Below are 13,809 nucleotides of genomic sequence, written 5' to 3' on the forward strand. Positions count from 1 at the left end.
CGACACCGATCAGGAGGTGTCTTTGGCCTGTTCGCGAATCTTCTCGGCGATCTGCGGCGGCATCGGCTCGTGCCGGGCGTAGGAGCGGCTGAAACGCGCCGTGCCGTGCGACAGGGAGCGCAGGTCGACCGCGTACCGGCCGATCTCGAACTCCGGTACCTCCGCCTTGACGAGGGTGCGTCCGCCGCTGGTCTGCTCGGTGCCGAGCACCCGGCCGCGCCGCCCGGACAGGTCGCTCATCACCGCGCCCACGTAGTCGTCGCCGACCAGCACGGACACCTCGGCCACCGGCTCGAGGAGATGGATCTTCGCGTCCGCCGCGGCCTCCCGCAGGGCCAGCGCGCCCGCCGTCTGGAAGGCCGCGTCGGAGGAGTCCACGGAGTGCGCCTTGCCGTCGAGCAGGGTGACCCGCACGTCGACCAACTGGTAGCCGGCGGCGACCCCCTTGACGGCCTGGGCCCTGATGCCCTTCTCGACCGACGGGATGAACTGCCGGGGCACCGCGCCGCCGACCACCTTGTCGACGAACTCGATGCCGGAGCCGCCCGGCAGGGGCTCCACCTCGATCTCGCAGATCGCGAACTGCCCGTGCCCGCCGGACTGTTTGACGTGCCGTCCGCGCCCGGCGGACTTGCCGGCGAACGTCTCCCGGAGGGACACCTTGTGCGGTACGACGTCGACCTGGACTCCGTACCGGCTGCGCAGCCGCTCCAGGGCGACGTCCGCGTGCGCCTCGCCGAGGCACCACAGCACCACCTGGTGGGTGTCCTGGTTCTGTTCGAGCCGCATGGTCGGGTCCTCGGCGACCAGCCGGGCGAGGCCCTGCGAGAGCTTGTCCTCGTCCGCCTTGCTGTGCGCCTCGATGGCGAGCGGCAGCAGCGGGTCGGGCATCTCCCACGGCTCCATGAGCAGCGGGTCGTCCCTTCCGGAGAGGGTGTCCCCGGTCTCCGCGCGGCCGAGCTTCGCCACACACGCCAGGTCACCGGCGATGACGTGGGTGACCGGCCGCTGCTGCTTGCCGAACGGCGTGGACAGGGCGCCGATCTTCTCGTCGACGTCGTGGTCCTCGTGGCCGCGGTCGGCGAGACCGTGCCCGGAGACGTGGACCGTCTCGTCGGGGCGCAGGGTGCCGGAGAAGACCCGGACCAGCGAGACCCGGCCGACGTACGGGTCGGAGGCGGTCTTCACCACCTCGGCGACCAGCGGACCGCCGGTGTCGCACGGCTTGATGTCGCGCGGTGTTCCGTCGAGGGTGGTGACCTCGGGCGTGGGGTGCTCGAAAGGGGTCGGGAAGCCACCGGTGACCAGCTCCAGGAGCTCGACCGTGCCGAGGCCCTGGCGGGCGCCGTCGGCGGCCGGGGCGGCGGCCAGGACGGGGAAGAAGGCCCCGCGTGCCACGGCTCGCTCCAGGTCCTCGATCAGCGTCTTGAGGTCGATCTGCTCACCGCCCAGATAGCGGTCCATGAGGGTCTCGTCCTCGCTCTCCGAGATGATCCCCTCGATGAGCCGGTTGCGGGCGTCCTCGATGTCCGGCAGCTGGTCGGGGCCCGGCTCGGACTCCTTGCGCTCCCCGGTGGAGTAGTCGAACAGCTTCTGCGTGAGCAGCCCGACCAGGCCGGTCACGGGTGCGTGTCCGTCCGGGCCCTGCGGGCCGTAAAGCGGCAGGTAGAGGGGGAGTACGGCGTCGGGGTCGTCGGCGCCGAACGCCTCGGCGCACACCCGGGTCATCTCCTGGAAGTCCGCGCGGGCGGCCTCCAGGTGCGTGACGACGATCGCCCGCGGCATCCCGACCGCCGCGCACTCCTCCCACACCATCCGGGTCGAGCCGTCCACCCCGTCCGAGGCCGAGACGACGAAGAGGGCCGCGTCCGCCGCGCGCAGACCGGCCCTCAGCTCACCGACGAAGTCGGCGTATCCCGGGGTGTCCAGGATATTGATCTTGATCCCGTTCCATTCGACCGGCACCAGCGACAGCTGTACGGAGCGCTGCTGCCGGTGCTCGATGTCGTCGTAGTCCGAGACGGTCCCGCCGTCCTCCACCCGGCCCGCCCGGTTCACCGCTCCCGCGGTCAGCGCGAGCGCCTCCACCAAGGTGGTCTTGCCCGATCCGGAGTGGCCGACCAGCACCACATTCCGTACAGACGCGGGGTGGTCGGCCGCCCTTGCCCTGCCGGCGGCTCCGGGGTGTTCCTTGACCTTGTCGCCCATGGTTTTGCCTCCCGTGCACGGTGAGGTCTCTGTGGGCGCGGGCGAGCATGGCGGGCCGCGTGCGGTGGCGGCTCCGATGACGCCCGCGGTTATTCGAGCTTTCCACTCCCGTCACGGTGCGTCCATACGAAGGACGTGATCGTGCCCGCGGGACCCTTCCGGCCCCGCGGCCGGACCCGACTGAGAGTGCCCACCCGTCGCACACACGCGCGCGTGACTACGATGGGCCAGCCGGGGTGGCCAGCAGGGGCCGCACGGCGCAACGACCGTCGGGAAGGCCATGCTGAACAAGTACGCGCGTGCATTCTTCACGCGTGTCCTCACACCGTTCGCCGCGTTTCTCATCCGCCGGGGCGTGAGCCCGGACACGGTCACGCTCCTAGGCACGGCCGGAGTGGTCGCGGGCGCGCTGGTCTTCTTCCCCCGGGGTGAGTTCTTCTGGGGCACCATCGTGATCACGCTGTTCGTGTTCTCGGACCTGGTGGACGGCAACATGGCCCGCCAGCTGGGCCGCACCAGCCGCTGGGGCGCCTTCCTGGACTCCACCCTGGACCGGGTCGCCGACGGCGCGATCTTCGGCGGCTTCGCCCTCTGGTACGCGGGCAACGGGAACAACAACGTCCTGTGCGCGGTCTCCATCTTCTGCCTGGCCAGCGGCCAGGTGGTGTCGTACACCAAGGCGCGTGGCGAGTCGATCGGGCTGCCGGTGGCCGTCAACGGTCTCGTGGAGCGCGCCGAGCGCCTGGTGATCTCGCTGGTGGCGGCCGGTCTGGCCGGCTTCCACAAGTTCGGTGTGCCGGGCATCCAGATCCTGCTCCCGATCGCCCTGTGGATCGTCGCCGTGGGCAGCCTGGTCACCCTGATCCAGCGGGTCGTCACGGTCCGCCGGGAGTCCGCCGAGGCGGAGGCCGCCGCCGAGCGCGAGAAGGCCTCGCACGGGAGCGAGGCCGGGCAGTGAGCGCCGCCGACCGGGTCACCGACTCTCTGTACGGTCTCGGCTGGAGCACCGTCAAGAAGCTCCCCGAACCGGTCGCCGTGCGCCTCGGCAACTCCATCGCGGACCTCGCCTGGCGGCAGCGCGGCAAGGGCGTCCAGCGGCTCGAGTCCAACTACGCGCGCGTGCGGCCCGACGCGAGCCCCGAGCGGCTGCGCGAACTCTCCCGGGCGGGCATGCGGTCGTACCTGCGCTACTGGATGGAGTCCTTCCGGCTGCCGTCCTGGAGTGAGGAGCGGATCCGGACCGGCTTCGTCCCCAAGGACGTCCACCACCTCACCGACGGCCTCGCCTCCGACCGCGGTGTGATCCTCGCGCTGCCGCACCTGGCCAACTGGGACCTGGCCGGCGCCTGGGTCACCACCGAGCTGAAGACGCCGTTCACCACGGTCGCCGAGCGCCTCAAGCCCGAATCGCTGTACGACCGCTTCGTCGCCTACCGCGAGGGCCTCGGCATGGAGGTCCTGCCGCACAGCGGCGGCTCCGCCTTCGGCACCCTGGCCCGCAGGCTGCGCGACGGCGGCCTGGTCTGCCTGGTCGCCGACCGCGACCTGTCCGCCTCCGGCATCGAGGTCGGCTTCTTCGGCGGCACCGCGCGGATGCCGGCCGGACCCGCCCTGCTGGCCCAGCAGACCGGCGCGCTCCTCCTGCCCGTGACGCTCTGGTACGACGACACCCCCGTCATGCAGGGCCGGGTGCACGCCCCGATCGAGGTACCCGAGTCAGGTGACAAGGCGTCGAAGACGTCTGTCATGACACAGGCGCTGGCCGACGCCTTCGCCACCGGGATCGCCGACCATCCGGAGGACTGGCACATGCTGCAGCGGTTGTGGCTCGCGGACCTCGACCCCGCGAAGGGACCGTCGTGAGGATCGGCATCGTCTGCCCCTACTCCTGGGACGTCCCGGGTGGCGTCCAGTTCCACATCCGCGACCTCGCCGAGTACTTCATCCGCCTCGGCCACCACGTCTCCGTCCTCGCCCCCGCCGACGACGACACCCCGCTGCCGCCCTACGTCGTCTCGGCCGGCCGCGCGGTCCCGGTGCCGTACAACGGCTCGGTGGCCCGCCTGAACTTCGGCTTCCTGTCCGCCGCGCGGGTGCGCCGCTGGCTGCACGACGGCGCGTTCGACGTGGTCCACATCCACGAACCGACCTCCCCGTCCCTCGGCCTGCTGACCTGCTGGGCGGCGCAGGGCCCGATGGTGGCGACCTTCCACACCTCCAACCCGCGCTCCCGCGCGATGATCGCCGCCTACTCGATCCTCCAGGCCGCCCTGGAGAAGATCAGCGCCCGGATCGCGGTCAGCGAGTACGCCCGCCGCACCCTGGTCGAGCACCTCGGCGGCGACGCCGTCGTGATCCCCAACGGCGTGGACGTCGACTTCTTCGCCAAGGCGGAGCCCCGCCCCGAGTGGCAGGGCGACACCATCGGCTTCATCGGCCGCATCGACGAGCCCCGCAAGGGCCTCCCGGTCCTGATGAAGGCCCTGCCCAGGATCCTCGCCGCCCGCCCGCAGGCCCGGCTCCTGGTGGCCGGCCGGGGCGACGAGGAGGCCGCGGTCGAGTCCCTCCCCGCCGAGCTGCGCTCCCGCGTCGAGTTCCTCGGCATGATCAGCGACGCGGACAAGGCCCGCTTCCTGCGCAGCCTCGACCTGTACATCGCGCCCAACACGGGCGGCGAGAGCTTCGGGATAATCCTCGTGGAAGCCCTGTCCGCGGGCGCTCCCGTCCTCGCCTCCGACCTCGACGCCTTCGCCCAGGTCCTGGACCAGGGGGCGGCGGGCGAGCTCTTCGCCAACGAGAACGCGGACGCGCTGGCCGAGGCCGCGGTACGGCTCCTGGAGGACCCGGAGCGCCGGGCCGAGCTGCGAGCCCGCGGCAGCGTGCACGTACGGCGCTTCGACTGGTCCACCGTGGGCGCGGACATCCTGTCCGTCTACGAGACGGTGACCGCGGGCGCGGCGGCGGTGGCGGCGGACGAGCGGTCGGGGCTGCGGGCGCGGTTCGGGCTGGCGCGGGACTGAGCGCTCCGCTGGGAGTGCCGCGATGTGACGTCCGCCGTCTGACGGGTGTGGCGCCGTCGTGGCTGGTCGCGCCCACGCGGCGGTAGCCGCACATCGGATACTGCCCCGCGCCCCCTTCGGGGCGCTGCTGCGGCGCGTCCTACGGGGACTGGGCATCCGGCGCGTCCTATAGCGTTCCGCCCGTGACCGCTTCCCTCATCTGGACGCTCTGGATCCTCGCCGCTCTCGTGGTGGTCGGCCTGTACCTCAGCTGGACCGCGGGCCGACTCGACCGGCTGCACGCCCGGATCGACGCGGCCCGGGCCGCCCTCGACGCCCAGCTGTTGCGACGCGCCTCCGTGGCTCAGGAACTGGCCACCTCGGGGGTGCTGGATCCCGCCTCCTCGATCGTGCTGTACGAGGCCGCGCACGCCGCCCGGCAGGCCGAGGAGGAGCAGCGGGAGGTCGCCGAGAGCGAGCTGAGCCAGGCGCTGCGGGCCGTGTTCGAGGACCCGCAGCAGGTCGAGGAGGTCCGTCAGGCCCCCGGCGGCGACGCCGCGGCGAGCGAGCTGGCCGAGGCGGTACGCCGGGTCCCGATGGCCCGCCGCTTCCACAACGACGCCGTCGGCGCGGCCCGCCGGCTGCGCGAACACCGCAAGGTCCGCTGGTTCCGGCTGGCCGGGTACGCACCCTTCCCGCTGGCCTTCGAGATGGACGACGAACCGCCTGCCGCGCTGGTCGAGCGCACGGCCTGACCGGAAAACGATCCACCGCCTTCCCATTGGCCCTTGCTGTGGACTGGTCCACTCGCGTTTCCTCGGTGTTTGCAGAAACCCTCTTTCAGCGAGTGAGGTCACCCGTGTCCACCAGTGAGAACCAGACCCCCGAGACCGGCACTGCCCGTGTGAAGCGCGGCATGGCCGAGCAGCTCAAGGGCGGCGTGATCATGGACGTCGTCACGCCGGAGCAGGCGAAGATCGCCGAGGACGCGGGCGCCGTCGCCGTCATGGCCCTGGAGCGGGTCCCGGCCGACATCCGCAAGGACGGCGGGGTGGCCCGGATGTCCGACCCGGACATGATCGAGGGCATCATCGAGGCCGTGTCGATCCCGGTCATGGCCAAGTCCCGGATCGGCCACTTCGTCGAGGCCCAGGTCCTGCAGTCGCTCGGCGTCGACTACATCGACGAGTCCGAGGTCCTCACCCCGGCCGACGAGGTCAACCACTCCGACAAGTGGGCCTTCACCACCCCCTTCGTCTGCGGCGCCACCAACCTGGGCGAGGCCCTGCGCCGGATCGCCGAGGGCGCGGCCATGATCCGCTCCAAGGGCGAGGCCGGCACCGGCAACGTCGTCGAGGCCGTCCGCCACCTGCGCCAGATCAAGGCCGAGATCGCCAAGCTGCGCGGCTGCGACAACAACGAGCTGTACGCCGCCGCCAAGGAGCTGCGCGCCCCCTACGAGCTGGTCAAGGAGGTCGCCGAGCTCGGCAAGCTGCCGGTCGTGCTGTTCTCCGCCGGCGGCGTCGCCACCCCGGCCGACGCGGCCCTGATGCGCCAGCTCGGCGCCGAGGGCGTCTTCGTGGGCTCCGGCATCTTCAAGTCCGGCGACCCGGCCAAGCGCGCCGCCGCCATCGTCAAGGCGACCACCTTCTACGACGACCCGAAGATCATCGCGGACGCGTCCCGCAACCTCGGCGAGGCCATGGTCGGCATCAACTGCGACACCCTCCCCGAGACCGAGCGCTACGCCAACCGCGGCTGGTAAGGCCAGAGGTTTCGTGCACATGACCGACGCACCTGTCATAGGCGTCCTGGCCCTCCAGGGCGACGTACGGGAGCACCTCATCGCCCTGGCCGCGGCCGACGCCGTGGCCAGGCCGGTCCGGCGCCCCGAGGAACTCGCCGAGGTGGACGGCCTCGTCATCCCCGGCGGCGAGTCCACCACCATCTCCAAGCTGGCCGTGCTGTTCGGCGTGATGGAGCCCCTCCGCGCGCGCGTGCGCGGCGGAATGCCCGTCTACGGCACCTGCGCCGGCATGATCATGCTCGCCGACAAGATCCTCGACCCGCGCTCGGGCCAGGAGACCATCGGCGGCATCGACATGATCGTGCGCCGCAACGCCTTCGGGCGGCAGAACGAGTCGTTCGAGGCGGCGGTCGACGTCCGCGGGATCGGCGGCGATCCTGTAGAGGGCGTGTTCATCCGCGCCCCCTGGGTCGAGTCGGTCGGCGCGGAGGCCGAGGTGCTCGCCGAGCACGAAGGCCACATCGTCGCGGTCCGCCAGGGCAACGCGCTCGCCACGTCGTTCCATCCGGAACTGACCGGCGACCACCGTGTGCACTCCCTGTTCGTCGACATGGTGCACGCGAACCGGGCGGCGGAGTCCTAGTAGGATCTCTGGCGTTCGTTGTTTGGATGGGTTACGCGAAGGAGACAGGCAGATGTCCGGCCACTCTAAATGGGCTACGACGAAGCACAAGAAGGCCGTGATCGACGCCAAGCGCGGCAAGCTCTTCGCGAAGCTGATTAAGAACATCGAGGTCGCGGCCCGCATGGGCGGCGTCGACATCGAGGGCAACCCGACTCTGTACGACGCCATCCAGAAGGCCAAGAAGCAGTCGGTCCCGAACAAGAACATCGACTCCGCGGTCAAGCGCGGCGGTGGTCTCGAGGCCGGTGGCGCCGACTACGAGACGATCATGTACGAGGGTTACGGCCCGAACGGCGTCGCGGTGCTCATCGAGTGCCTCACCGACAACCGCAACCGCGCCGCCTCCGACGTGCGCGTCGCCATGACCCGCAACGGCGGCAACATGGCGGACCCGGGCTCGGTGTCGTACCTCTTCAACCGCAAGGGCGTCGTGATCGTCCCCAAGGGCGAGCTGACCGAGGACGACGTGCTCGGTGCCGTCCTGGACGCGGGCGCCGAGGAGGTCAACGACCTGGGCGAGTCCTTCGAGGTGCTGAGCGAGGCCACCGACATGGTCGCCGTCCGCACCGCCCTCCAGGACGCCGGGATCGACTACGACTCCGCCGAGGCCAACTTCGTCCCGACCATGCAGGTCGAGCTGGACGAGGAGGGCGCCAAGAAGATCTTCAGGCTGATCGACGCCCTTGAGGACAGCGACGACGTGCAGAACGTCTTCGCCAACTTCGACGTCAGCGACGAGGTCATGGAGAAGGTCGACGCGTAACGCTGCCGCGGGCTGAGCGGATTCGGCGGGCTGGAGGGACACGTCCCACCGGCCCGCCGCTGTTGTCGGTGACAGCGACTAGCCTGGCGCTATCCGCAGATCACCGCCACGGACCGCAACCATCAATTGAGGAACCACGACGGTGCTCGGCCAGGTCCGCGAGAGCGGCGGCGGTTTGGCCGCAAAGAGGGGAGGGGGGCGCGGTGCGTGTACTGGGGGTGGACCCAGGGCTGACCCGGTGCGGTGTCGGTGTCGTCGAGGGTGTCGCCGGGCGGCCGCTCACCATGGTCGGCGTGGGGGTCGTACGGACGCCGGCGGACGCCGAGCTGGGTCGTCGCCTTGTCGCCATCGAGCAGGGCATCGAGCAGTGGCTGGACGAGCACCGGCCCGAATTCGTCGCCGTGGAGCGGGTGTTCAGCCAGCACAACGTACGGACCGTGATGGGCACCGCCCAGGCCAGCGCCGTCGCCATGCTGTGCGCCGCCCGCCGGGGCATCCCCGTCGCCCTGCACACCCCCAGCGAGGTCAAGGCCGCCGTCACCGGCTCCGGACGCGCCGACAAGGCCCAGGTCGGTGCCATGGTCACCCGGCTGCTCAGGCTCAGCGCCCCGCCGAAGCCCGCCGACGCCGCCGACGCCCTCGCGCTCGCCATCTGCCACATCTGGCGCGCCCCCGCGCAGAACCGACTCCAGCAGGCCGTCGCCCTGCACGCAGCCAACGCAACGAAAGGCCGTACGGCATGATCGCCTTCGTCAGCGGCCCGGTCGCCGCCCTCGCCCCGGACTCCGCGGTCGTCGAGGTGGGCGGGATCGGCATCGCCGTCCAGTGCACCCCCACCACCCTGTCCGGGCTGCGCATGGGCCGGCCGACCAAGCTCGCCACCTCCCTGGTCGTGCGGGAGGACTCGCTCACGCTGTACGGCTTCGTGGACGACGACGAGCGCCAGGTCTTCGAGCTGCTCCAGACGGCGAGCGGGGTCGGCCCACGGCTCGCCCAGTCGATGCTCGCCGTGCACAGCCCGGACGCGCTGCGCCGCGCGGTCGCCACCGGTGACGAGAAAGCGCTGATCGCCGTTCCGGGCATCGGCAAGAAGGGCGCGCAGAAGCTGTTGCTGGAGCTGAAGGACCGGCTCGGCGAGCCTGTCGGCGCCCCCGCGGTCGGTGCGCCGATCAGCCAGGGCTGGCGCGACCAGCTGCACGCCGCCCTGATCGGCCTCGGCTACGCGACCCGGGAGGCCGACGAGGCTGTCACCGCCGTCGCCCCGCAGGCCGAGGCCGCCGACGGCCCGCCCCAGGTCGGCCGGCTGCTCAAGGCGGCCCTGCAGACCCTCAACCGCGCCCGCTGACCCCACCACCGCTGAGGCACATCACTTATGAACTGGGACGACCCGACCGACACCGGCGCCGACGCGGAGCGGCTGGTGGGCGCCGTCGCCGACCGTGAGGACCAGGCCGTCGAGGCCGCCCTGCGCCCCAAGGACCTCGGCGAGTTCATCGGCCAGGAGAAGGTCCGCGAACAGCTCGACCTGGTGCTGCGCGCCGCACGCGCGCGTGGCGCCACCGCCGACCACGTGCTGCTCTCCGGCGCCCCCGGCCTGGGCAAGACCACCCTCTCCATGATCATCGCGGCCGAGATGGGCGCCCCGATCCGCATCACCTCGGGCCCCGCCATCCAGCACGCCGGCGACCTGGCCGCGATCCTCTCCTCCCTCCAGGAGGGCGAGGTCCTCTTCCTCGACGAGATCCACCGCATGTCCCGGCCCGCCGAGGAGATGCTGTACATGGCGATGGAGGACTTCCGCGTCGACGTCATCGTCGGCAAGGGGCCGGGTGCCACCGCCATCCCCCTGGAGCTGCCCCCGTTCACGCTGGTCGGCGCCACCACCCGCGCGGGTCTGCTCCCGCCGCCGCTGCGCGACCGCTTCGGCTTCACCGCGCACATGGAGTTCTACGAGCCGCGCGAACTGGAGCGGGTCGTGCACCGCTCGGCCAACCTGCTGGACGTCGAGATCGAGCCGGCCGGCGCTGCCGAGATCGCCGGCCGCTCGCGCGGCACGCCCCGCATCGCCAACCGGCTGCTGCGCCGGGTCCGGGACTACGCGCAGGTCAAGGCGGACGGCCTGATCACACCTGAGATCGCGCACGCGGCGCTCGCCGTCTACGAGGTGGACGAGCGCGGCCTCGACCGGCTGGACCGCGCGGTCCTGGAAGCCCTGCTCAAGCTGTTCGGCGGCGGCCCGGTCGGCCTGTCCACCCTCGCCGTCGCGGTGGGGGAGGAGCGGGAGACGGTCGAGGAGGTCGCCGAACCCTTCCTGGTCCGCGAGGGCCTGCTGGCCCGCACCCCACGCGGCCGCGTCGCCACCCCCGCGGCCTGGGCCCACCTGGGCCTGACCGCCCCGCGCGGCGCGGCGGGCGGAACCGGCCAGCAGGACCTGTTCGGCACCTGACACCGACACGGGAAGGGCCCGGGTTCTGAGCTCGCCGACCTCCGGGGCTCCGGGTCCGCGGACCTGCGGACCTCCGGCCCAGGACACCCGGGCCGCGGCCCCGGGCCCCGGACACACGGCCCCGGACACCGCACCTCCGATCCACCCGCGCGCCCGACGCCCGCCCCGCGCCCATCCGGTTCCCGAGCCGTTGCCGATGAGAACGCGTCGAGCCCTCCGTATCCCGGGACAGGACCCGGACTGGTGCCTCTCCCCGCCCGGGCAGACCGCCGCCCGTCGGCCAGGCCCCGGCCGCAGACGTGATCGCTTCGTGACGGCGGGGCATTGGCGGGCCCAGGAACCCAGGTGCCATGCTGAACGTTGTTCCATGCGCGCGGACTCGCTTAGACTCCGCCGATGCTGCCTTTGCGGGCGGCGCCGACCACACCCCCATCATCCAGGCCGCTCACCGCCGCGGCTGCGCGAAGGAAAATCCGTCCCGTGAATAGCTTGCCCATTCTCGTGTTCATCGTCCTCATCGCGGCCATGTTCCTGATGACGCGTTCCACCAGGAAGCGCCAGCAGCAGGCCACGCAGATGCGGAACGAGATCCAGCCCGGCAACGGGGTCCGCACCATCGGGGGCATGTACGCGACGGTCAAGGAAGTCAACGAGGACACGGTCCTCCTCGACGCCGGCCCGGGCGTGGACCTCCTCTTCGCGAAGAACGCGATCGGCTCCATCCTCACGGACGACGAGTACAACCGCATCGTGCACGGCATCGAGCACGACCTGAAGTCCGACGCCGACGTCGTCCCGGACGACGCCTCCTCCCTCACCGAGACCGACGACGAGCCTGCCGAAGCTGCCGCCGCCTCCGACGACAAGGCCGTCGACCTCGGGAAGAAGGACGCCGCCGAGGACGAGACCGACGATGCGGAGACCAAGACCGACGGGCCGGCCGAGTCCGCGACCGCCGAGGCGAAGGCTGACGAAGAGCCGAAGAAGACCGACGGCGACTCCGACGCGAAGTAGCCGTGTCCCGGGGAGCGGTGCGCACATCCCACGCGCACCTCGCACCCCGGGTGCGTCTGTTTTCCGCACGGGATCCCGACACCATGTCATGGCCGACCGCACCGACCAGGCGCGCGGCGGCCCGAGAGGGAGTACGAGAAGGTGGCAGCACCTAAGAGGGGCCGGAGCGCGAGCGCCCAGAGCAAGCCAGGGCGCTCGCTGGCCCTCATCCTGATCGCCATCGTGGCGCTCACCGGCGGAATGTTCGCCTCCGGAAACACCACTCCGCGTCTCGGTATCGACCTGGCCGGTGGTACGAGCATCACGCTGCAGGCGAGGAACGAGCCGGGCCAGCCCAACGCGATCAACAAGACCAACATGAACACCGCGGTCGAGATCATGAACCGCCGTGTCAACGGTCTGGGCGTGTCCGAAGCGGAGGTCCAGACCCAGGGCACCAGCAACATCATCGTCAACATCCCCAAGGGCACGAACTCCGCAGAGGCCCGCCAGCAGGTCGGCACCACCGCGAAGCTGTACTTCCGCCCGGTCCTGGCCCAGGAGGCCAGCGCCGCCGCGTCGTCGAGCGCCTCCCCGAGCGCGTCCGCCAGCGGCAGCTCCAGCGCCTCCCCGAGCGCCTCCCCGTCGAGCAGTGCGTCGGGGTCCCAGACGGCGACCGGGTCGTCCGCCTCGCCGTCCTCCTCGGCCACCTCGCAGGGGCGCGCGGTCACCGACGCCCTGAAGGCCGGCTCCACGCCGTCGTCCTCGGCGTCCGCCTCCTCGTCGGCGAGCCCCTCCGCCACCTCCTCGGCCGACGCGAGCGCCTCTGCCAGCGCCTCCGCCGCGGCCTCGAAGCTGGAGGCCGAGTACACCGCGCTGGACTGCACGAAGGCCGCGCAGCGCGCCACCGCGGGCAAGAGCGCCAAGCCGACCGACACCACCGTGGCCTGCGGCCAGATCGGCGGCGCCTGGTACAAGTACGTGCTCGGCCCGGCCCGCGTCGACGGCACCGATGTCAAGAAGGCCCAGGCCGTCTACGACACCCAGAGCGCCGCCGGCTGGCAGGTCCAGATGTCGTTCACCGGCGGCGGGGCCAAGAAGTTCGCGGACGTCACCGCCGAGCTCGCCAAGAACGCCACCCAGCCGACGAACGAGTTCGGCATCGTCCTCGACGGCGAGGTCGTCTCCAGCCCGACCGTGAGCCAGTCGATCACCGGTGGCCAGGCGGAGATCTCCGGCAGCTTCACCCAGGAAGAGGCCCAGAGCCTCTCCAACATGCTGTCCTACGGCGCGCTCCCGCTGTCCTTCAGGACCGAGAGCGTCACCACCGTCACCGCCGCCCTCGGCGGCCAGCAGCTGCACGCCGGTCTGCTGGCAGGCGCCATCGGCCTCGCGCTGGTCATCATCTACCTGGTGGCCTTCTACCGCGGCCTGTCGCTGATCGCGATCCCCTCGCTGCTGGTGTCCGCGATCCTCACCTACACGATCATGTCGCTGCTCGGCCCCACGATCCACTTCGCGCTGAACCTGCCCGCCGTCTGCGGTGCGATCGTCGCGATCGGCATCACGGCGGACTCGTTCATCGTGTTCTTCGAACGCATCCGGGACGAGATCCGCGAGGGCCGCACGCTGCGCCCCGCCGTCGAGCGGGCCTGGCCGCGCGCCCGGCGCACCATCCTGGTCTCCGACTTCGTGTCGTTCCTGGCCGCCGCCGTGCTGTTCATCGTGACCGTCGGCAAGGTCCAGGGCTTCGCGTTCACCCTCGGTCTGACCACCGTGCTCGACGTGGTCGTCGTCTTCTTCTTCACCAAGCCGCTGATGACCATCGTCGCCCGGCGTAAGTTCTTCGCGAGCGGCCACAAGTGGTCGGGGCTCGACCCGAAGGGCCTGGGCGCCAAGGCCCCGCTGCGCCGCACCCGCCGTCCCGCCGGCCCCGTCGCCGGCCCTGTCGACCCGAAGGAAGCGTGA

General features: G+C 71.3%; 13 protein-coding genes. 12 read left to right on the forward strand and 1 reads right to left on the reverse strand.

Annotated features, from left to right (window positions below):
• Window positions 1–9: 9 nt before the first annotated feature.
• Window positions 10–2,208: an elongation factor G-like protein EF-G2 gene (locus ABT137_RS08375; protein ID WP_351704418.1), complete on the reverse strand. Its 2,199-nt coding sequence runs from the start codon at window positions 2,206–2,208 to the stop codon at window positions 10–12.
• A 280-nt stretch (window positions 2,209–2,488) separates the two neighbouring features.
• On the opposite strand from ABT137_RS08375, the gene pgsA reads away from it, so the two are divergent.
• From pgsA to secD, 12 genes are all read left to right on the forward strand, one after another.
• Window positions 2,489–3,166, forward strand: coding sequence for a phosphatidylinositol phosphate synthase (pgsA, locus tag ABT137_RS08380; protein ID WP_351704421.1), 678 nt, complete (start codon window positions 2,489–2,491; stop codon window positions 3,164–3,166).
• Window positions 3,163–4,071, forward strand: a complete 909-nt coding sequence (locus tag ABT137_RS08385; RefSeq protein WP_351704424.1) for a phosphatidylinositol mannoside acyltransferase — start codon at window positions 3,163–3,165, stop codon at window positions 4,069–4,071. The genes pgsA and ABT137_RS08385 overlap by 4 nt, the downstream gene beginning before the upstream one ends.
• Window positions 4,068–5,228, forward strand: a complete 1,161-nt coding sequence (locus ABT137_RS08390) for a glycosyltransferase family 4 protein (protein WP_351704427.1) — start codon at window positions 4,068–4,070, stop codon at window positions 5,226–5,228. The genes ABT137_RS08385 and ABT137_RS08390 overlap by 4 nt, the downstream gene beginning before the upstream one ends.
• A 182-nt stretch (window positions 5,229–5,410) precedes the next feature.
• Complete coding sequence (locus ABT137_RS08395; protein WP_351704430.1) at window positions 5,411–5,962, forward strand: LemA family protein; 552 nt, start codon at window positions 5,411–5,413, stop codon at window positions 5,960–5,962.
• A gap of 104 nt (window positions 5,963–6,066) precedes the next feature.
• Window positions 6,067–6,972 (forward strand): pyridoxal 5'-phosphate synthase lyase subunit PdxS, encoded by a 906-nt coding sequence (gene pdxS / locus ABT137_RS08400; RefSeq protein ID WP_351704433.1) that lies wholly within the window; start codon window positions 6,067–6,069, stop codon window positions 6,970–6,972.
• Window positions 6,973–6,991: 19 nt separating this feature from the next.
• Window positions 6,992–7,597, forward strand: a complete 606-nt coding sequence (gene pdxT / locus ABT137_RS08405; protein ID WP_351704436.1) for a pyridoxal 5'-phosphate synthase glutaminase subunit PdxT — start codon at window positions 6,992–6,994, stop codon at window positions 7,595–7,597.
• Between the two features lie 52 nt (window positions 7,598–7,649).
• Entirely contained in the window at window positions 7,650–8,402 is a 753-nt protein-coding gene (locus ABT137_RS08410; RefSeq protein ID WP_351704439.1) for a YebC/PmpR family DNA-binding transcriptional regulator, read from the forward strand.
• 203 nt (window positions 8,403–8,605) lie between these two features.
• Complete coding sequence (gene ruvC, locus ABT137_RS08415; RefSeq protein WP_351704441.1) at window positions 8,606–9,145, forward strand: crossover junction endodeoxyribonuclease RuvC; 540 nt, start codon at window positions 8,606–8,608, stop codon at window positions 9,143–9,145.
• Window positions 9,142–9,747: a Holliday junction branch migration protein RuvA gene (gene ruvA, locus ABT137_RS08420; RefSeq protein WP_351704444.1), complete on the forward strand. Its 606-nt coding sequence runs from the start codon at window positions 9,142–9,144 to the stop codon at window positions 9,745–9,747. Before ruvC ends, ruvA begins: the two co-directional genes overlap by 4 nt.
• 27 nt (window positions 9,748–9,774) lie before the next feature.
• Complete coding sequence (gene ruvB / locus ABT137_RS08425; RefSeq protein WP_351704447.1) at window positions 9,775–10,848, forward strand: Holliday junction branch migration DNA helicase RuvB; 1,074 nt, start codon at window positions 9,775–9,777, stop codon at window positions 10,846–10,848.
• Between the two features lie 489 nt (window positions 10,849–11,337).
• Window positions 11,338–11,862: a preprotein translocase subunit YajC gene (gene yajC, locus ABT137_RS08430; protein WP_502984489.1), complete on the forward strand. Its 525-nt coding sequence runs from the start codon at window positions 11,338–11,340 to the stop codon at window positions 11,860–11,862.
• 141 nt (window positions 11,863–12,003) lie between these two features.
• Window positions 12,004–13,809, forward strand: a complete 1,806-nt coding sequence (gene secD, locus ABT137_RS08435) for a protein translocase subunit SecD (protein WP_351704453.1) — start codon at window positions 12,004–12,006, stop codon at window positions 13,807–13,809.

The organism is Streptomyces sp. NPDC001980, assembly GCF_040296885.1.
GTDB lineage: Bacteria > Actinomycetota > Actinomycetes > Streptomycetales > Streptomycetaceae > Streptomyces.